The sequence below is a fragment of the Asticcacaulis sp. EMRT-3 genome (genome assembly GCF_030027245.1).
Taxonomy (GTDB): Bacteria; Pseudomonadota; Alphaproteobacteria; order Caulobacterales; family Caulobacteraceae; genus Asticcacaulis.
The window spans coordinates 1290032-1310322 of the sequence record NZ_JASERT010000001.1; the positions used below are offsets into that span (position 1 = coordinate 1290032).

16 protein-coding genes and 1 tRNA gene are annotated in these 20291 nt (G+C 61.1%); 4 read left to right on the plus strand and 13 right to left on the minus strand.

The window, feature by feature from the left end; all coding sequences use genetic code 11:
* Nucleotides 1-166 precede the first annotated feature (166 nt).
* From QB905_RS06265 to QB905_RS06275, 3 genes are all read left to right on the plus strand, one after another.
* The gene (locus tag QB905_RS06265) at nucleotides 167-1003 is read left to right on the plus strand and encodes a DUF2336 domain-containing protein (RefSeq protein ID WP_282973730.1); all 837 of its coding nucleotides are present in this window, start codon (nucleotides 167-169) and stop codon (nucleotides 1001-1003) included.
* An 85-nt stretch (nucleotides 1004-1088) separates the two neighbouring features.
* Nucleotides 1089-1847 carry an NAD kinase gene (locus tag QB905_RS06270; RefSeq protein WP_282973732.1) on the plus strand — a complete coding sequence of 253 codons (759 nt, stop codon included), beginning with the start codon at nucleotides 1089-1091 and terminating at the stop codon, nucleotides 1845-1847.
* A gap of 93 nt (nucleotides 1848-1940) precedes the next feature.
* The gene (locus QB905_RS06275) at nucleotides 1941-2435 is read left to right on the plus strand and encodes an Hpt domain-containing protein (protein WP_282973734.1); all 495 of its coding nucleotides are present in this window, start codon (nucleotides 1941-1943) and stop codon (nucleotides 2433-2435) included.
* 68 nt (nucleotides 2436-2503) lie between these two features.
* On the opposite strand, the gene spbR is transcribed toward QB905_RS06275, so the two are convergent.
* Nucleotides 2504-3685 (minus strand): SpbR family protein, encoded by a 1182-nt coding sequence (gene spbR / locus QB905_RS06280; RefSeq protein ID WP_282973736.1) that lies wholly within the window; start codon nucleotides 3683-3685, stop codon nucleotides 2504-2506.
* A 194-nt stretch (nucleotides 3686-3879) separates the two neighbouring features.
* Between spbR and QB905_RS06285 the strand changes: the two genes are divergently transcribed.
* Nucleotides 3880-5682 carry an ATP-binding response regulator gene (locus QB905_RS06285; RefSeq protein WP_282973738.1) on the plus strand — a complete coding sequence of 601 codons (1803 nt, stop codon included), beginning with the start codon at nucleotides 3880-3882 and terminating at the stop codon, nucleotides 5680-5682.
* 198 nt (nucleotides 5683-5880) lie between these two features.
* On the opposite strand, the gene QB905_RS06290 is transcribed toward QB905_RS06285, so the two are convergent.
* From QB905_RS06290 to QB905_RS06345, 12 genes are all read right to left on the minus strand, one after another.
* Nucleotides 5881-6804, minus strand: coding sequence for a transglycosylase SLT domain-containing protein (locus QB905_RS06290; RefSeq protein WP_349252561.1), 924 nt, complete (start codon nucleotides 6802-6804; stop codon nucleotides 5881-5883).
* A gap of 50 nt (nucleotides 6805-6854) precedes the next feature.
* Nucleotides 6855-7931, minus strand: a complete 1077-nt coding sequence (locus QB905_RS06295; RefSeq protein ID WP_282973740.1) for an NAD(P)/FAD-dependent oxidoreductase — start codon at nucleotides 7929-7931, stop codon at nucleotides 6855-6857.
* A 153-nt stretch (nucleotides 7932-8084) separates the two neighbouring features.
* Nucleotides 8085-8160 (minus strand) — tRNA-His (locus tag QB905_RS06300).
* Nucleotides 8161-8311: 151 nt separating this feature from the next.
* A complete protein-coding gene (locus tag QB905_RS06305) occupies nucleotides 8312-9007 on the minus strand; it encodes an energy transducer TonB (protein ID WP_282973742.1) in 696 nt (231 codons plus the stop codon).
* A gap of 247 nt (nucleotides 9008-9254) precedes the next feature.
* On the minus strand, nucleotides 9255-9848 hold the full coding sequence (locus QB905_RS06310) for a TonB family protein (protein WP_282973743.1): 594 nt from the start codon (nucleotides 9846-9848) through the stop codon (nucleotides 9255-9257).
* Between the two features lie 124 nt (nucleotides 9849-9972).
* Nucleotides 9973-10407: a TonB system transport protein ExbD gene (gene exbD, locus QB905_RS06315; protein ID WP_282973745.1), complete on the minus strand. Its 435-nt coding sequence runs from the start codon at nucleotides 10405-10407 to the stop codon at nucleotides 9973-9975.
* A gap of 5 nt (nucleotides 10408-10412) precedes the next feature.
* Entirely contained in the window at nucleotides 10413-11306 is an 894-nt protein-coding gene (locus QB905_RS06320; protein ID WP_282973747.1) for a MotA/TolQ/ExbB proton channel family protein, read from the minus strand.
* A 663-nt stretch (nucleotides 11307-11969) separates the two neighbouring features.
* Nucleotides 11970-13478 carry a tryptophan halogenase family protein gene (locus QB905_RS06325; RefSeq protein WP_282973748.1) on the minus strand — a complete coding sequence of 503 codons (1509 nt, stop codon included), beginning with the start codon at nucleotides 13476-13478 and terminating at the stop codon, nucleotides 11970-11972.
* Nucleotides 13479-14477 carry a cupin-like domain-containing protein gene (locus QB905_RS06330; RefSeq protein WP_282973749.1) on the minus strand — a complete coding sequence of 333 codons (999 nt, stop codon included), beginning with the start codon at nucleotides 14475-14477 and terminating at the stop codon, nucleotides 13479-13481.
* 4 nt (nucleotides 14478-14481) lie between these two features.
* Nucleotides 14482-15207: a SapC family protein gene (locus QB905_RS06335; RefSeq protein ID WP_282973751.1), complete on the minus strand. Its 726-nt coding sequence runs from the start codon at nucleotides 15205-15207 to the stop codon at nucleotides 14482-14484.
* A 135-nt stretch (nucleotides 15208-15342) separates the two neighbouring features.
* Complete coding sequence (locus tag QB905_RS06340) at nucleotides 15343-16887, minus strand: tryptophan halogenase family protein (protein ID WP_282973754.1); 1545 nt, start codon at nucleotides 16885-16887, stop codon at nucleotides 15343-15345.
* A 270-nt stretch (nucleotides 16888-17157) separates the two neighbouring features.
* A complete protein-coding gene (locus QB905_RS06345; protein WP_282973756.1) occupies nucleotides 17158-20001 on the minus strand; it encodes a TonB-dependent receptor in 2844 nt (947 codons plus the stop codon).
* Nucleotides 20002-20291: the final 290 nt, after the last annotated feature.

Consider the following 20291-nt stretch of genomic DNA (forward strand, 5'->3'; position numbering starts at 1 on the left):
TGAACTGAGCCAACCTTAAAAACCGTCGATTGAGACAAGATTAACATGCGGCGCTTTTTTTCGCACTTATGTCGAAAATCGTGGTGAACGCTTATTAAACAAGTCTTCACCCTGTATGCTCAGACTCTGATCTCAAGCGATTCTACACAACAGGCCCTGTTTTTTATTGATCACCTCCGCCCTGCCCCGCACCGACGGTTCCGAACCGCTGACGGCCAAGCCGCTGGCGGCGGAAGCGGCTGTGCAACAGCCTGATCAGGCCGGAGCCGACGAGGCCACAACGCACGGCCTGCCCGTGGCGGTACAGGATCTGGTGGTGCGCCTGTGCCAGATGCCGCTGGATCTGGCTGCGCCGCTGTTGCGCGCCCATCTGCCCGCCCTGACGCCGCAGGCCCTGCTGGCCCTGATCATGGTCACCGGCGAAGCCCATCACCGCCTGATCGCCGCCCGGCCCGGTCTCGACTGGCGGGTAATCAAGGCGCTGCTGCGGACGCAGCGCGATACGGTTGTGCTGGCTCTGATCGCCAATAGCACACTGGATTTCGACGCTGAGGATCAGGTCTTCATCGCCACACGCGCCGCCGGAAACGAAGAGGTGCGCGCCGCCGTTTTCAGCCATCCGGGTTTGCACCACGCCAGGGCGCAACTGGCCACGGACGCCCATCTGTCTCAGGATAATCTGCGCCTGATGGCCCGGTTGCGCGGCGGCGATGCGGCAGGCTTCACGCGCGACAGCGCCCGGCGTCTCGGTTGCGATACATACCGTCTGTGGCGCGCCCTGCAAGGGCCTTCCGCCGTGCCCCTGGCCCTGACTGTGTGCGCCCTGTCGTTCGACCGCGCCGCCTTCGGCCGGATGCTGGCCGGATGGCAGGCCGCCCATTGCGGTGCGCCGTTGGTGAAAGAGGCGCAAAAACCACTGCTCCTGTCGGTATTTGACCTTTCGCCCGAAGAGGCGCTCAGGCGACTGCGCGCCGGCCTGCCGCCTGCCCCCAACGCATATTGACAGCCTGGCGGATCGTATTTTCTTGGACGAGAGCCGTTAAAACACGTTAGACAGGACATTCCCTTCAGCCTGCCCCGCACCCCGCATGTCTCTTCGCCTCGATTTCACCGCCTCCGACCGCCCCGAAGCTCAGGCCGCCTGCGACCGGCTGAAGGCGCTTTACGGCGCGTCGTCAAACCCGGATGTTGTGGTGGCTCTGGGTGGCGATGGCTTCCTGCTGCAAACCGTCCACCGCTATCTGAAGGATCAGATTCCGATCTTCGGCATGAACCGCGGCAGCGTCGGCTTCCTGCTCAACGACTATGCCGAGGAGCAGCTTCTCGAACGCATTCTCAAGAGCGAAAGCACGCTGATCAGCCCGCTCAGCATGACCGCCCAGACCCGTTCGGGCGAGGTGCGCACGGCGCTGGCCTTCAATGAGGTGTCGCTGTTACGCCAGTCGCATCAGGGGGCCAAGCTGCGCATCCTGATCGATGGCAAGGTGCGGCTCGATGAACTGATGTGCGACGGCGCGATGGTGGCCACACCCGCCGGTTCCACCGCCTATAATCTGTCGGCGCACGGCCCGATCATCCCGCTGACCGCCAAGGCTCTGGCGCTGACACCGATCAGCGCCTTCCGGCCCCGGCGCTGGCGCGGCGCCATCCTGCCCCACACGGCCCAGGTGCGTATCGAGGCGCTGGAGGCCGACAAGCGCCCGATCAGCGCCGCCGCCGATACCTTCGATGTACGCGATGTGATCAGCGTCGATATTGCCGAGGCCGAAGACCTGAAGGCCACCCTGCTGTTCGACGCCGGCAATGGTTATGACGAGCGTGTCATGGCCGAACAGTTCGTTTCGTGACGAAACCCGACCTTTTTTGTCACGCATTAGCGCTTCTTAAATGTCCCCGGTCTATGGTCAGGGCGAAGCGTGACCGGCCATTCAGGAGTCCCCATGTCGGAAAAAGCCCAGATCATTCAGGTTCCCAATACGCTGCGCGCCAAGGTGGGCGGCCGTCTGGGAGCGCTTGACCAGGAGGCGATCGCCAAGGCCGAGGCCGCTCTGGCCGACCTGTCCAGCCATTTTGAGGACTGGCTGCTCGATGAGATCAAGAAGCTGGAAGACGTTCAGGCCGTGATCAAGGAAGAGGGGCTTAATCCGCAAAACAGCGATCAGCTCTTCTACCGCGCCCATGATCTGAAAGGACTGGGCACCACCTATGGCTATCCGCTGATCAGCCGCATGGCAGGCTCGCTGTGCAAGATGCTCGATGAACCCGAAAAACGCGCCCAGGCACCGCGTATGCTGGTGGAGGCCCATCTCGACGCCATCCGCGCCATTGTGCGCGACAAGATCAAGGCCGAGGGGCATCCCGTCGGCAAGATCCTGTCCGAAACCCTTGAAGCCCGCGTCAAGGAACATCTCGACAAGATCGGCCTCAACACCTGATTTCTCAAGAAACCTGCATGAAAAAGGCCGCACGCTGCGGCCTTTTTTGTGGGCGGAAAGCTGTTGGGTTACGCGGCCCTGGCCATGTCGTTGGCGGGCGCGGTTTCGCCTGTGCGGCGGCGGCCCTGCGGATCACGGTCGAGCCGCTCATAGAGATAGGTCAGATCTTCGCGCGACGCATAGGGGGCCTGCGTCAGGAAACGTTCGATCAGGCGTGACTGAAAGCGCGCCGGATCGAGATGGCCCGCCTCGGCTTGCAGATCGCGCCAGGTATCGACGGCGATGCGGAAGGTCTGGAAGAGACGTGCAGGCATTCCCGCCCGGTCATAGACCGCGCGCAGGCCCAGCATTCCGGCGTCATGCACCATCAGCCAGGTGCGGGCGTGCGGCACGCCGGACAACTCAGCCAGGGCATGTTCGAAAAAGCTCATATGGCCACGCACCAGCGCCCGCAGCATCAGCGATGGTGTCAGGCGGCCATTGGCATGGAGGTGGCGGGCCAGAACCTGCGGATCACGGCTGTTGCCGGCCTGATCATTGAGGTCGAGCGTGGCGCGTTCCTGCGCCGCCGTGGTGATGTCCGTCGCCGTTTCGGGGCTGATGGCGTGGCGCGACACCAGGTGTTCACGCAAGGCCGCCGACACCACATGCACGAGCCGCTCCGAGATCGATACCGGCAGCATGGCGCGATTGATCAGTACGCTGTGCACCACTTCGGATGTGCCGAAACGGTCCATGACGCGGCTGATGCCGCTTTCCGAAAACCGGGCATTATCATTGGCGCAGGCAATGACCACCGCCTCCTCTACCGCGCCGTCGGCCAGGGCGGAGGTCACGGTTTCAGACAGGACTTCGCGCCGGGCCACCGCCACCTGGCGCATCGGGCCGCCGCTGCGGATGATTTCGGTCAGGTCGGCGTCGGAAAACAGCGGCGAATGACTGAGCACCGGCAGGGCCACGCTTAACGTGTCCTGAGCCAGTTTGATGGCCACATCATGCGGCAGAAGATCGGAGGTGCGCAGGGTCACGGCCAGGGCGCGCCGCACCAGTTCGGCGGCGTCGGCGGCCAGCATACGGATGATTTCCTGCGCTGCGGCGCGTTCGCCTGCCGAAAGGACGCTGCGTTCCATGACGCGGCAAACCTTGTGCGTGGCCACGGCGCGGTCATCGGCATTTTCGCTCTTCACCAGACGTTCGATGTCCGTATGGCTGAGAGGCGTGCGGGCGGAGGCGTAAAGGGGTGCGGTCATGACGGCGAATCTCTTGGAAAAATCCTTGAAAACCAAGTGTCGCGCCGTATCCCTAACGAATCCTTTATCCACCCTCATCCGCAGGTCTTTTTAACCACCCCGCGCTACCTGGGCGCGTAAAACCACATCGCTAATTTACCTTTTTGCCGGTGCAGGTAACCGTAAAGCAACGGTTATGCCCTAGGCTCGCCCGCATGAACGCCATTGTCCCCACCTCCGGCTACGCCCCTAAGGCCGTATCGGCCCCGTCACGCGATGAGGTTGTGCTTGATTACGGGCTGAAGGCGCAGACGCGGCTGGGCATCTATGCTGCCGGTTTTTTTGGCATTGGATTACCGCTTCTTCTGTGGGTGGGCCATTTCAGCCTGCCGGACTGGCTGCTGGGTGTTTACCTGGCCGTCTTCACCATCAACTGGTCGGTCTTTCTTGGCCTGCGCGCGGCCCTGCGCCGCCTTGAACATGATCCGCATGGGCTGAAGCCACGCCTGAGCCGTCATTTTGTGGCGGGCGGCATGTGGGCCCTGACCCTGATCGGCATTTCCCTGAGCACGGCGGTCTATGGCCTGCATCCTGAAATGCTGCTGATGATCTGCGCCGGTACGGCGGCTGGCATCATCTTCTTTTCGGCACCCGTGCTGATCTGCCTGCTGATTCTGGGCCCTCTCGCCATGGCCGGGCCGCTGCTGGCGCTCCAGACCTTTCCGCACGATCCGCAGATCACCCAGATCATGACCGGCGGCCTGGCCCTGGCCCTGGCTATGGGCTTCGTGCTCAACCGCCATATGCAGGAGCATTATCTGCTCGAACATGGTCAGCTCGAACTGGCGCGCGAACGCGAAATGGCGCGCACCGAAGCGCAAGCCCAGACCGAGGCGCGCATGGCCCTGATGGAAACTCTGTCGCGCGAGGTGCAGACGGGCCTCAAAGGCATAGAACAAAACCTGTTGCAGGGCCTGACCCACCTGACACGCGCACCGGCGCCGCGCCAGTATGTCGATTCGTCGCTGGTCGAAATCAGCCACCTCCAGACCATTCTCACCACCACCTTCGATAATGATACAGCCGCCTCCGGGCGGATCGAACTCGACACCCGCCCGCTCGACATCGATCTGATCTGCCGCAAGATGATGGCGCAGTTTAACGCGCTGGCGCAGAGCAAGGGGCTGATCTTCAGCTATAATGCCGAGGCCCTGCCCGCCTCCGGTGCAGCGCTCGGCGACGAACACCGTGTCGAGCAGGTGCTGGCCCATCTTTTGTCGAACGCCCTGCTCTACACGCGCCAGGGTCGCGTCGAGCTGAAACTGGCCAGCCTGCCCGAAGGTTTGCTGCGCATCGAGGTGGTTGATTCCGGCCCCGGCCTGAACACCGCCGAACTGGCGCAGGTTTTTCGCCCGCATGTGCGCATCGCGCGCACCTCGGCGGGATCATCAGGCGCCGGTCTGGGCCTCAGCCTGTCGCGCTCACTGGCCGAACTGATGGGCGGCCACGCCGGCGGCGAAAGCACGCTCGATGTCGGCTCGAAATTCTGGCTCGACCTGCCGTTTGATACCGCAGCCTCCGCTCCGCCACGCCCGGCTGAAGCCGAGACTGCCGCCGCATCCGACGCCTCGCTGCGCGTGCTGCTGATCGCCAATGACAGCCTGCACTCGCACGAACTGCGCGATGCCCTCGAACATCTCGGTCACAAGTGCCTGACCTCGACCTCGCGCGAACGCGGCCTGAGCCTGGCCAGGAAGGCCGAAATCGACGCCTGCGTGATCAGTCTTGGCCGTGTTGAAAACCTGGAAGACGAAACCGCCCGCGCCAGGCTGGCCGCCTTTGCCGCAGCCCTGCGCGCCAGTCAGAAGGACGCAGGCGACATCGGCGACCTCACTATCCTGATCCTGCTGCCCGATGGCGACCAGGCCGAGTCGCTTCAGGCATTGGGCTATAAGCCCCTTCTGCTGCCGCAATCGCCGGAAAGCCTGGCCCGCGCCCTGATCCGGGTCACGTCTTAGAGCAAGATGACTTTAGGTAGACTCGTCATCTCGCTCTAAGTCTTTGCTTACGCATCATTTTTCCAAAAAGTGGCATCCACTTTTGGCATGATGCTCTGAGTGCGCTTTTCGATCCGATTGAATCAGGGCGGCGCTTTCAGTTTTTGCTTTACCACTCTTCCTTATCCAAAACGTCACTCCACTTTTTGGGGAAACCCTCTAACCGAGCACCCCGCCGCCGCCGCCGAGGCCCGGCAGGCCGCTCATCAACGAACTGGCCGAATCGTCGGGCTGATCGCCGTCTTCACCCGATCCTCCCGGCCCGAAACCCGACATGAGCTGGGTGGCGAACAACAACCCCTTCTGATCGCCATCGCCGAAGATCAGCGACAAAACCGCCTGATCATTGCGCAACTGATTGACGCGCGCCAGGGTAACCGGCGAGCTGTCGATCTCCGGTGCCTGCGGCGTGGTCTGCACGGGCTGATTGCCGCCCACGCGCGTCAGATTGGCCATGACCTCGCTGACCGCCAGGGCGCGGCCATGACTGTAAAAGATATTGTGATTGGCGCGCGCGGCTTGCGGAAACAGACTGGCCGCCGTGGCCTGAGGGCGGGTGGCAGCGGCCTGAATCAGGTCGGCGGCGCCATCGGGGCCAAGAAAATGGGCGGCGTAAAGTTCGCCCTGTGTGGGATCACGACCGATTCGTCCGCGCAGGTAGGCGGCATGGCCAGCCGTCATTTCAGCGGCCATCACCGCATTGGCGTCAGGATTAAAGCGCAGGGCCAGCACCTGTTTGCGCGCCGCCGGATCGCTGACGTGGAAGCGGCCATCACGCCCCTTGACGATCTGGTCAGCATAGCTGCCATAGCCGTGGCGTGCGCCATTGGCCTTGACCATGCCAAGCCAGGTCTGCTCGATGAACTGAAACAGCCCCGCCGCCGACGAGGTGGGGGCGCGGGCATTGGGATTGAGCGAACTTTCGCGCTGGGCGGTCTTGACCAGATAACCAAAATCGACCCCCGTAGCGGCGGCGGCGCGCTGAATGGCGCCCATCACCCCGGTGCCGACCGTGCCGACGAGGTTTTGCGCGCCCTGCATCAGGGTGGCGGGATCGGGTGTGGGGCTGATGAACATACGCATGGAAATATGACCTGTAGGCAGATTTTGCCGCCCGCAGGGTTAATTTCAGGTTAATATTCAGAAAACCGCCCAGGACGACAGGCTTCGCAGCCGACGGTTTCCCGGCCTTCGATCATATCCAGCAGGGCCTGAGCCGCCATCGGCGCGAAGACATAGCCATTACGGCGCATCCCCGTGGCCAGCCAGACGCCCGAAGACGGATCACGCCCGATCAACGGCCAGCCATCGGGCGTGGCGGCGCGCACGCCGGTGCGCGCCACGGCATGATGCAGGTCGAGGCCCGGAAACAGCGCTTGCGCCCGCGCCTTCAGATCGGCGACGGCCAGCGGATCGATACCCGAATCGTCACGGCCCGCCTCCATCGTGGCACCGAATTTCGCGCCTTGCACCTGCATGGCCAGATAACCGGAGGCGGCGCGCAACACGCCACGCGCGATCCTTTCCGGCAGATCCAGCATATGGCCCTTGATCGGGCTGAGATGAGCCAGCGACGGCACCATCGCGCGCAGGCTGTGCCCTGCCTGACCGGCGGCGATGATCACATGGTCTGCCATAAGCCAGCCGCCATCGCGCAGATGAACCCGCCCGCTTTCGACAGCATCGGCCTCACCACGAATATATTGCCCGCCAAGCCGCGCGAAATGCGCCGCCAGTTCGGCCATCAGCCAGACCGAGGGCACACTCCAGTCACCGGCCACATGCACGGCTTCCAGACGGTCATCGATCCCGAAATGCGCGCGCGTGGCGGCATCGGCCTCGGTCAGGTGCGCACCGGTCAGGGCCAGACGCGCCCTGCCCTCGCTATCGTCGCTGCGCCACAGATAATAGCTCGGCGTGGCCGACCAGACCGGCAGGCGGGCGCGCACACGCTCAGGCCAGGCCTGTTGCAACCCGAACCAGTTTTGCTGCGCCCTGGTCAGTCGGGCAAAGCTCACGGCCGGATCAGCCTCGTTCATGGCCTCCAGCGCCGGGGCGATCATGCCCGCCGCCACGCCGGATGCCGTCGCCTCGGGCTTGTCGCGGGCCATCAGACGAACGCGGTGACCACGGCTTTGTAACACCACGGCGCTACACAGCCCCACTATGCCCGCGCCGACAATGAGGATGGATTGCGAGGAGGAAGACATAGAGCGCATCCCAAAAAGTGTGACGCACTTTTGGGATCGAGATGCGCGTCAAAACAAAAGCTTAGAACCTGTTAAACGGTTCCGCCGCCAAAGGCCATGCGGCAGGATGGCGGTTTTTGGCTTTGGGGCCGGACTTTTCAGTAAGGCCTGCGATGGTACCGCCTGCTGGTTTCGAACCAGCTACCTCCAGAGCCACAATCTGGCGCTCTACCAATTGAGCTAAGGCGGCACGCTATCGCAAGGGGCCATCCTCTAATATGGCGCGGCGCGGCAATCAAGCCCCTTTACGGCGTAAAACGCTGATTTGCCGATTTTATCCCAAAGCCGCCGACGCCCCGGATACATAAGGGACGTCGGCAGGTACAGGATGAAGCGCGGCTTCAGTTCAATGTCCACCTGACCGTGGTGTGCAGCTTGGCGCCGATGCGAATATCGCCCTGGCTGGTATCCACCCGGCCGCGATCCTGTACCATGCGCGCCGTGGCCGCGCCGAAGCCATAGCCTTCAGGCGTTTCGCTGATGGCCTGACAGGCCACGCGGCCCCTGGCATCTATCACCGTGCATTCCACCGTGCTCGTGCCCTCCGTCTCATTATCCACAGCCCGCGGCGGATAATAGCTGGCCAGGGCATTGCCGTCGGGAAAGCGCGTCCAGTGCGGCGTGACGAAGGCTGGCCCCGGCTTCGGGCCGCTGGTCACCTGCGGCGGCGCATCATCGATGACGGGCGGGGTGAGCGGCGTGGCGTCCGTCAGGGGCTTCACCGCCGGATCAAGCGGCGTGGTGGCCACGATGGGCGGTGGCAGGGGCGACTCATGCGGCACAAGACGATTAACCGGCGGCTGGCGATGCACGTCGGGCGGCGGCGGCGGCAAGGTCACCATGGTGACGCCCATAGCAGGGGCTTCGCGCGGCGGTTCGGCATCCATGCCGCCATAGGTCTGGTGGATCAGATACCAGGCCAGCAAAAGATGCAGAAGCAGGGCAAAACCGATCCCCCAATACAGGGATTTCGGAATAGAACGCGCGCGGCTCTGCTCATAAATGGGGGTGTGATAACTGCGAATAACATCGATCATCGGCGTCTCCTTCGGGATTGAGGATTACGCAGAAGGCAGGCCAGCGCCGCGTCGTTCAGCATCTGAGTTTTACCGGAGCGGCAAGCCTGTCATCAACCTGCATCAACAGTGGGGGCATTATCGTTTCTTGTTCTACAGGCGGAGCATACTGCCGCCACATATTTGACGCAAACGTCAATTTTTGACGTGGCGCAAAAAAACGCCCCGAAGCGAACTCCGGGGCGTTTCATTTTCTGTATCCGACCGTTTAGCCGAGCACCCACTTATAGGTGAACTTCTTGCGGTCGCCATCGCGGAGCTGACCGCCGACCGTTTTCGGATCGACGTGCGCGTAACGGATGAAGGCCTTGACCGTAGCGCTACCGAAGCCATACCCCTTGGGGTTTTCGCTGACGATATCACACGACGTAACCTTGCCCGACGAATTGATGGCGCAGTCAATCGTAACCGTACCCTCAACCTCATCATCGACCGCCCGCGAAGGATAGAGATCCGCGAGCTGATCGCCGTTCGGATAGCTCCACTTGCCTTCCACATAATGCGGACCGACAGGTGCCGGAGGCGGCGTGCTTTGGTTCATCTGAACCGGCGGCGCCTTATATTCCACGTGCTGATCCTTGGGAACAGGCGGCACGGGGATCGGCGGCGGCGGCGTCACGTTCGGCACCGGCGGAGACACACGCGGCTGAACCACGGGTGGCGGCGGTGCCTTCGGCGGCGGAGGCGGCGGAGGCGGAGGCGGAGGTGGTGGCGGCGGAGCCACCAGATCGACCTTTACCTTCTCATCCGTATATTTGACTTCTTTTTGCAGAAACCTGGCATTTATGAAGTAGTAGGCCACACCAAGGTGGATGACCGCGGCGACACCAATACCAACCCAGAGAGAAGCGGAATTCTTTCTCTCAGGTGGGTCAAGTATAGGGTCACGTTTTCTATGGGGTGTTTCTTCCATAAATTAAGACCCTTTACTGATTAGCATCTTCGCCTTCGAGCGCCACGCTATAGAAGCCGGCGTCCTGCAGCTTGTTCATAACCTTCATAAACTCGGCGTAACGTGTGCCCTTGTCGGCGCGTATAAAAATACGCTCTTCTTCGGGATCACGCTGGCCAATCGCTTTTTTAAGGTCATCACCAAGAGCATCAAGCGATGTTTCGTTGTTGCCGACATACAGGCTCGCATCTTGTTTGAGCGTGATATACACCGGCTTTGGCGGATTTTCTTGTGGCTTCGACGTGGCTTTCGGCAGTTTTACCTCGATCGACACGGTGGCGAGCGGTGCCGCCACCATGAAGATAATCAGCAAAACCAGCATGACGTCGACGAACGGAGTAACGTTGATCTCCGACTGGGCTTCGACGTGAAACTTCGAGCCGCCACCACCTGATAGCTTGGCTCCCATGCTGCTTATGCCCCTTTGTCGAGTTGACGCGACAGCGAGTTCATCAGTTCGGACACGAATTGCTCAGAGCGCGTGCCGTAATTGGTGATGCTGGTGTTGAAGATGTTGTACATGACAACGGCCGGGATAGCGGCGATCAGGCCCATACCGGTCGCCATCAGGGCTTCGGCGATACCCGGAGCCACAACGGCCAGGTTGGTGGTGTGCGAGTTCGAGATACCGATAAACGAACGCATGATGCCGTAAACCGTACCGAACAGACCCACGAACGGCGAGGTCGAACCCACCGAGGCCAGGAAGGCCAGGCCGCCCGAAAGACGCTTGGCCAGACCGGCCTGAACAGCACCCACCGAAGCTTCGGCGCGGTGCAGGGTGGCGCCACGGTGTTCGCCGGAGATCGACAGACCGGCTTGCTTGGACAGTTGCACTTCTTCGGTCGCCACGGCGGCCATATCGGCCAGCGGGTTACCAGCGAATTCATCCGAAGTGGCGATGCGGTTGATGTCCGCGATCGAGCGGGCGCCGCGATAGGCTTCGAGGAAGTTGGTGGTGACCTTGTTCAGCGAAGCAAAATCCATCAGCTTCATGATCAGCAGAATCCACGAGATCAGCGAGCTGAGCGCCAGGATGAGCATGACCATCTTCACGATCCAGGACGCACCTGAAATCATCGTGACGAAGGTGATCTCCTCCTTGGGAGCCGCCGAAGACGACGAATCATCAGAAGCCGCCACGCTGGCGTCAGCCGCCGGAGCCATGTCCGAAGTGTCGCTGGCGGCGGCCGAAGCGGCGGCCGGAGGAGTCGCCGTGGCCGCAACGGCCAGAACGGGAGTGCTCATCATGAGTGCAGCAGCACCAAGCAGAGCAGCAAATTTGTTGTATTTCTTGTGTTCGAGCATTGTTCGCCAATTCCTGATTATGGACTTAACCCTCTGGGGGCTGACCAAGGACTGAAGGGGGAAGCGTTTACCCCGTGTTAAAAACAAAGACCTGTTACCAAGGTTCAGGACTTGAACGCCTGAGTTCTCTTGCAGCGGGCCTCTCGTGTCTGACGTGGCACGTGCAGTTCTTGCGTCTGCATCACGCCTGCGCCAAAGCACAAACTCTGCCATTATGGATCAAGGCGATCCAAAAGGCGACCTCTTTATTCGCGCGTAGCATTCGCAAACAAATCGATTTGGGCCTAAATGATCCGGCAAGGCCTTATACGTCAAGGTGTCTGTTACAGACTTTTCACGCAATTAAAGGCTGCAAGTGCCGAAATTTAGCCTCGAAAATCGTAAAAAACCATAGATGTCCGATAGTTAATTCAAACGCAACTCAATGTTTTTTTTAATAGCTTCCTGAAAAAAAATTTCGATAACCCCCGTCTTTATCACGATGCAAGCGAAGTCCTGGCCTGACACACAACCAGAAGATTGATCCAGACCGTGTTAGCGCTCCCATATGTTGAGTGGTAAAGGTCGCAATATGGGGCCGCCTCCCGGCGGCGGCACGTCCGTCCGGGCTCGTGGCGAGGCCAATGACCAGACCAGGATCGGCGGGACGGGCCGCAGGATTTTTCAGGCGTACAGCAGCTTGTTATGCTTCAGAAAATCACCATGCAGCGGCATGGCTCCGGCGCATTGGCCAATCACGGTGCGCAGTTCATCGAGAACCTGACTCACATGGCCTGGGTCGAGACGGTCGGCCATCGGATCGGTCTGGGCGGGCATGATGCCCTGCCCCGCCATGACATATTGCCAGCTCTGCACCGGAAACAGCTCATTATCCTCAGGCTGGATACGGCCATAGGCGCGAAACAGTTCGATCCGCTCGCTCAGCGAATCCGGTTTCGGCAGGGCGCGGCAATAGCGCCAGAAGTCTGAGTCGTCGCGCTCGGTCTGCGTATAGTGCAACAGCAGGAAATCGCGGATACGCTCATATTCGCTGGCAAAAATGCGGTTGTAGCGCGCGGTGTTGGCGGCGGCGCAGTGCCGGTCGGGCAGCAGTTGCAGAAACACCGCCAGACCGCGATGCACCAGATGCAGGCTGGTCGATTCCAGCGGTTCGAGAAAGCCGGAGGCCAGACCTAGCGACAGACAATTGCGGTTCCAGCTCTGGCGGCGGCGGCCTGTGGTGAAACGCAGCGGTCGCGGCTCGGCGCTGGCCTTCCCGTCCAGCCCGGCCATCAGGCGTGCATGTGCGGCCTCATCGTCGCTGAAGCCGCTGCAATAGACATAGCCATTGCCGGTGCGGTGCTGGAGCGGGATGCGCCATTGCCAGCCAGCCTCGCGCGCCGTAGCGAGGGTGTGCGGCGCAGGCGGCCCTGCGCTTTCGCTCTGCACGGCGATGGCCCGGTCGCAGGGCAGCCAGTTCGTCCAGTCCTCATAGCCGGTGTGCAGGGCCTCTTCGATCAACAGGCCGCGAAAGCCGCTGCAATCGATGAAAAAATCGGCGGAAACCGTCTCGCCGCTCGCCAGGGTCAGGCTGTCGATAAAGCCGTTTTCAGGCTTCAGCGTCACCCTTTCCACCCTGCCCTCGCTGCGGATGACGCCGCGTGCCTCGGCATATGCGCGCAGGTAGCGGGCAAAGAGGGTGGCGTCGAAATGCAGGGCATAGGTGATGCCGTGCAAGGGCGAGGTGCGCGCCGCGATCGGTCGCATGAACCGGCCCTGACGGATCGCCTGTGCCATCAGGGAATAATCGTCCAATGCCTCGACGCTTCCCTGACGGTGCGCCTTCAGCCATGTCGAATAGAAGGGCACGCCCTCCATATCGAAACCGGTGGCACCGAAGGGATGCAGATAGCTGTGGCCGAGGCGCGTCCAGTCGCGGAATTCGATACCGAGCTTGAAGGTGGCACGGCTGGCGCGGATGATTTCGTCCTCGTTGATGCCGAGCGAGCGGATGAAGTTCAGAATCGGCGGGATCGTCGCTTCCCCCACCCCCACCGTGCCGATGGCGTCCGATTCGATCAGCCGGATGGAGAGGCCGAGCGGGCGCAGGAAATGCGCCAGACTGGCCGCCGCCATCCAGCCGGCAGTGCCGCCGCCGACAATAGCGAGGCTGCGTAAGCGATCCGGGTTCATCTAACCGCCCCTCAGCCTGTGCATGACGAAGGCGCGGATCTTGCCGTAATTGTCCTTCAGCGGCCCCAGCAGGCCGTGCTGCTCCGGCGGCAGATGGGCCAGAGGATGACCTTCGGGGCGAAAGACATAGTGATCGAAAAAGGCGCGCCAGGCATGGCGCTCGGCGGGCGGGCGCTCGGCAATGGCGATCATGGCCAGCAGCATGGCGGTATTGGGCGCATCGGGGCCTGAGGCCGTGGCGTCCCACCAGTAATTGACCAGGCCATTGACCGGAGCCAGCGATTCGACCTTGTGCCACCATAGCTTGGGCAGATAGAGGGCGTCGCCCGCTTCCAGTTCGGCGCTCAGAGCCTGAGCGCGCACCGCTTCGAACAGGGGATAGCGGTCGGGCTCGGGCGGATCGGCGGCGGCGGCCAGACTGACCGGCTGGCCCGCCATCGTATGGTCGATGGGGCCGACATAGAGGCGGCTGATCGTATCGGGCGCATAGAGGGTAAAGCGCCGCCGTCCGGCAATGACGCAGGCCAGATTGTCATAGCCGTCATAGTGCGGCGACACATTGGCGGCATGGCCCAGCCACAGACGCCCCGCCCCGCCTGCCAGCCCCATCGGATTGGCCTGAGCCAGGCCCGGCAGCAGGTCATCCATCGGCAGCGAACCGACATAGACGGAGGGCGAGGCCGCATCGGCGCGCGGCGTGGTGGTCAGGGTCAGGGCCTCGGCCAGGGCCAGACGGCGGCGCTCGAAATTGAAGCCGCTCAGTCCCTCGGCATAATAGTATTTACCGGCAATGGCGGGCGCGCCGACAAATATCTCGGTCTGGCCCGCCACGGCAAAGGGCGTCAGATAATCGCCGAGGGCCGCTTCGGCCTGCACCAGCGGCCAGTCGGCCACCAGTCCGCGCAGGATCACCGGCTGGCAGGCCGCCACGATCTCCGCACGGAAGCGGGCCGTGTCGGCGCGGTCGAAACCGGAAATTTCGCGGACGGGCGTGGTCAAGGCCTTAACCGAACGCGCCCGACAGGCCGGAAAAGCCTTGAGTCAACTGGTCATTCTTGCGTCGCGCCAGTTGCGGCACCTGTTTCAGCGAGGCGATCATCAGTGACATCAGATGCAGGGAACCGTCGCGGAACAGGGCCAGGGCCGCCTCGTCGGGCAGGCCGCGCAGGGCGTCCTGATCGATGGTGTAGAGGCCATCGGTCGTGATCGTGCGCCCGTCATCGAAGGTCAGGTCGAAGGTGACCGGTTCGATCAGCCTGAGTTGCAGCAGGCGGGCGATAAAGGCGCGCGTGCGCTCCAGCCCCGGCACAAGCTGCTGGAACACGCCCATGATCCCTTGCAGATAAGGACTTGGCCCACCCGTCTCATCGAACAGACCCTGACCATCGGCGTGCGTCCCGACGCGCGGACTATCGAGATCGATGGCGATATTGTCGCCGGAGGTAAAAAACGGCACACGTTGCAGATTGAGCGGGCGGTAAACATCGCGGCTGGGCGGCTCAGCGGCGAACAGGTTCTCGCCCGGCTCGAAGCCGAGCATGGCCCCGGCGAAAAAAGCGCCTGTTTCGGCGTCCTTGGCGAACAGGATCGGATAATGCGTCACCAGATGGCCGAATTCACCGACCACTACGGGCACGAAATGCATCCGGTCTTCGGGCTGATTGACGCCATGCGGGCGCACGCGCAGATCATGGTGGGCGTCACGGTTCAGTATGGCGATATGGGGCAAGCGGACATCCTCAAACAAAAAACTAGAGCAACGCGCGTTTCATTTGACTTACAAATTGAAGGCGAGATGCGGAAAAACGTAAAATGTAGAGCGGTTTGCATTCCTTTCAACGATTCAATCAGAATGCAATCCGCTCTAAACGGGTTGCAGGCCGAAATCATGAATCTTGCGGATCAGGTCGCGGTTTTTCGGCAGTTGTGAGCGCAGGCGCTGGGTCAGGGCCAGGTTTTCCCCCATCAGCCGCCGGGCACGCACGGCATCGGCCGCTTCGTCGTCCTCAACCTCGGTTTTGAACCCCATGCCATACAATACATATTGATAGCTGGCGGCGGGGAAGACCTCTTCCAGCCGGTCAAACTCATCGAAGAACCACGGCGACTGGTAGGTCCACAGGGTCATCAGGTTTTGCAACCGTTCGGGAATGGTGGCCGGGTCGCAATTGTCGCGCCAGAAGGCGGTGTCGGTGCGTTGGGTCAGGGTGTAATGCAGTTTCAGGAAATCGATGATGCGGCCCCAGCGATAGAGGGTCGTCTCGTTGAAGCGGCGGGCGATAATGTCCATCACCTGCCGGTTGGCCGGCATCTGCTCGGCGATCAGCTTGGCCGACAGCTCGATCAGCACGATGGCCGAGGCTTCGAGCGGCTCCAGAAAGCCCGCCGCCAGCCCCACAGCCACGCAGTTGTTTTTCCAGAAGGTTTCGCGGTGGCCCGAACGGATCGGAATTTTCCGCACCTTCAGGTCTTTGAACTTAGGCCCGACATAGGCGGCCAGTTCTTCATGGGCCGCCTCTTCGCTGGTGTGGCGCGACGAATAGACATAGCCCAGCCCGCGCCGCGTCGGCAGGGCTATATCCCATACCCAGCCCGCCTTGAGCGCGGTGGAATGGGTGTGCGAGGCCAGAGGCGCATCCTCTTCATCAAAGGGCACCTGCACGGCCAGGGCCGTGTCGCAGAACAGGACATCGCTGCAATCGCGGAACGGAACCCCCAGGGCCTTGCCGAGCAGCAGGGCATGAAAGCCTGTGCAATCGACGAACAGATCGCCCGCCACCTCACCCGCCTGCTCGGTGCTGACGCTGATTATATCGCCGTTTCCGGCCTGATTGACCCCGGTGACATCGGCCAGGACATGACGCACGCCCAGTTTTTGCGTGCAATGGCGCATCAGGAAGGGCGCGAACTTACCGGCATCGAGGTGATAGGCATAGTTGGCCACGGCCTGATATTCGGGCGTGGTGATCATTTTCGGCGCCAGACCAGCTTCGCAAAGCTGGCCCTGCGGCGACACCGCATCGCAGAAGCTGCGCCCGCCGCCATCGCGCAGCCAGTGCGGCGCCAGATTCTGCTGGGTAAAGCCCTGCGGAAACATCAAGGGGTGGTAATAATAGTCGTCGTCAGTGCCGGTCGTCCATTTGGCGAATTTCGCGCCTTGCTTGAAGGCGGCATCGCATTCGCGGAAGAAATCCGTTTCCGATACACCGATCTTTTCCAGCGTACCGCGTAAGGTGGGCCATGTGCCCTCCCCCACCCCGACAATGCTGATATTCGGCGATTCGACCAGGGTGACGCTGAAACGGCCCGACTGGATGCGGCTCTTGTGGCGCGCCGCGATAATACCGGCCGTCAGCCAGCCCGCTGTGCCACCGCCCACAATGACGATATGATGAACAGACTCCGTCACCGCACACTCCGCACTATTTAAAGACAACACCTGAATAAAAATGGGCCGCAAATGGGTGTCGCCAGTTGCGGCCCGGAGTAGGAGATGAACTATACCACACTCAGTCAGGTGCCCAAACGGCACCCTTGGCCAAACACATGCCAGTCCGCCAGACCTGAAGACGTATCTTAAAACCGGGCGGGATGGCCCCTGACCGGCTGTCACCGGCAAGGGCCTTATAGCTGAAGCAGGTTTGCCCGGGGGCGGCTTCGTCTCCGGGCAGTTCCCCAATCAGTAGTGGTAGCGCACGCCCATCGTCCAGCGCTGACCATAGTCGTACAGGTCGAGAATCTGATCCTTGTAACGGCCATGCGTGGTCAGCGTCTGGTTGGTCAGGTTCAGACCTTCCAGGAAGACGCTCAGATTGCGCGTGATGTCGTAGCTGGTTGAGAAATCGACATTGGTGCTGGAATTGACGAAGGTCGGTTCGGTGCCAAACTGCGACACGTTCTGGGTCTGGCCGAAGTGATCGAGGTATTCGTCACGCCAGTTGACCGCGATCCGTGCCTGGAAGCCGCGCTTGTCATAGAAGACCACGGCATTGGCCGAATTGGCCAGCCCCGTCACGGCAAAACCCGATGTCGAAATATCGTTCGGGTCATAGGGCTTGTCGGTGCCGACGAAGGTGGCATTGGCCTGGAAGCCAAAGCCGGTATCGGCAAAGACATGCTGCCACGCCAGTTCGACGCCGTGGACATTGGCCGACGGGCCATTGACCGACGTGCTGTAGGCGAACTGCGCCAGCTTGTTGGTGGTCGGGTCGATCACGCCATTGATCGATTGCGTCACCGTATTGGTGACGATGAAGTTGGTCACGTCCTTGCTGAAGACATCGATCGCAGCATAGGAGTTGCTGCCATAATACCATTCCGCGCCGAAATCGAGATTGTCAGACAGATAGGGCAACAGCTTCGGATTGCCGCCGCTGCCCGTCAGGGCGTTGACGCGCTGGCCCTGGCCGACATTGAGATCGGGCGTCATGGAACTGAGGCCCGGACGCGACAGGGTGCGCGATGCGTCGAAACGCAGCTTGAGAGTGTCGGTCAGGGCATAGCTCAGATCCAGATTCGGCAGCATGTAACGATACTGGTTCTTCTGCGACAGAGGCTGGGTCGGCGTATAGACGATGTTGAACGCCGTATGGTCATTAGGCTGGATGGACATGCTGACCGGCAACTGACCGATACCGTTCGATATGACATGCGTATCTTCCTCGCGGATGCCGATATTGACCTCCATCGGCCGATCCGCCAGTTGCACCGTCGTATTCAGACTGAGGAACGCCGCCAGGGTCTTTTCCTCGACCTTCTGCACGCTGGCCGGATCCAGCGCGATCATGAACGGGCCATTGACGTGCGGATCGCAGCCATTGGCGCAGGCCGGATCGAGGCTTTGCAGATAGTTGAAGACGCCAAGCCCGTCATAGACCGGGATATTGGCCGGCAGATTGCCATTGCCGCTGAAGCCGCGGATGAAGTTGGAGGTGCTGAACGAACCGGTGATGTATTTCGCCGGGATCATCACGCCGTTATTGTTGTTCGACGCCGGGCCATAGCCCGCATAGGCCTGCCAGTTGCCGTTGGCAAAATTGCCGACATTGGACAGATCCTGGGTTTCATCCAGATACTGAACGCCCGCCTTCAGGTGCAGATTGTCCTCGTCCCAACTGCCCATGAACTTGGTCTGGTTGACCACGTCATGATTGTGCTGGCTGGTGATGACAACAACGTGCGAGCCGAGGATGGCCGGATCGCCGAAGCGCGAATGGTCATTGCCGGGGCCATATTCAGTCGTATAGGGCACCTGATTAGCGCCGATGCCGGCCAGGCCGGTATTGTTGGTCAGCGGGCCGCCATAGCCGATATCGCCGCCGATGCCGTCGAGTTCACCATTCGGATTGCGCTTCGAATCACCATTATCGGCGTCGAATTCGAGGTGCAGCTTGTCATTGACCGTCCACTTGATATTCAGGCCAAGATCATTGTTGTCGTAATGGCTGTAGGTGGTGTTGCTGTCGATGTCGGTCGGCGAATTGGCCTGACTGAAGTTGGTGATCGTACCATTCGGCGACTGGGTGACATTCTGCAGCGAGCCGCTATTGAACCAGATGGCGTAACCATACTGATGGCCGGTTGACCAGGTGCGTGAATGGTTGTCATTCAGCGTGATCAGCCAGTCCTCATTGGGTCGCCATTGCAATACCAGACGACCATCCATGCGCTTGTCGTCGGTATGTTCCTGGAAGACGCCATAGTCCTGCGAGAACCAGGCCGGGGTCGTGCCCGTGGTCGAGGCACCGGCGGCCGCGCCCTTCAGTTGCGAAGGCGCGACAAGGAAGCCGCCCCAGCCCTGATTCTGGACGTGGTTGGTTTCGGTCTGCTGGCGCGACGAGGTGACGTCGAACAACACGCCGAACTTATCATCCGCGAAGGTATCCGAGATCAGGAAACCACCGCCAGCCGAGGTATTGCCGTCCTTGTCATTGCGATTGCCCGACAGCGTGGCCGCCACATGGAAGCCGGGGCGATCCATCGGCTTGGGATATTTGATGTTGATCGTGGCACCGATAGCGCCCGACGACAGCGAGGAATCGGGCGTCTTCAGAACATCCACTTCGCCGACGAAATCGGCGCCGACGCCGCTGAAGTCAAAGCTGCGATTGCCTTGCCCGGAAGACGCCTGACGGCCATCGATCAGGGTTTCGTTGAAGCTGGGGCCGAAGCCGCGGATGGTGACCTGCGAAGCCTTGCCGGTCGATGTGCGGCTGATCGAAACGCCCGGTATGCGCTGAACCGACGCCGCCAGGTTCGAATCGGGGAACTTGCCGATGTCTTCGGAAGAAATCGCATCGACGATGCCGAGGGATTTCTTCTTGATGTTCATCGCCTTTTGCAGCGATCCGCGAATGCCCGTGACCACCACGACGGTGGAATCACTGGCCGCGTCGCCGGTGGCCGCCTTATCCTGAGCCTGTGCGGCGAAGGCCGAAGCGCCCAGCCCTATGGCCATAAATGACGCCGTACTGACGAGCACGAGTTTGCTCTTCCAGCCTGCGGCCGGATAGTCCTTTTTCATGTTTGTCTCCCTGCAATCCCTGATGGACTGGCATTTTTGTTGTCAGGCCGTTATGCGCAGCCTGTAGTTGCGGAACGGAGATGACCGCCCACCCTCTCATCGGCCCTTATGGCGAACCGAATACTCAGACCATATTGTTACCGCTAACCTCAAACAAGATGGTTTTTTATATTTACGGACAAAAATATAACATGGTTGTATTTGTGTGACAGTGAAGCTGCCTCCTGCCTCGGCAGACATCGGCCATGCGAGACGCCGGAGCAATCTGCGAAAAAAAATACCAAATTCTT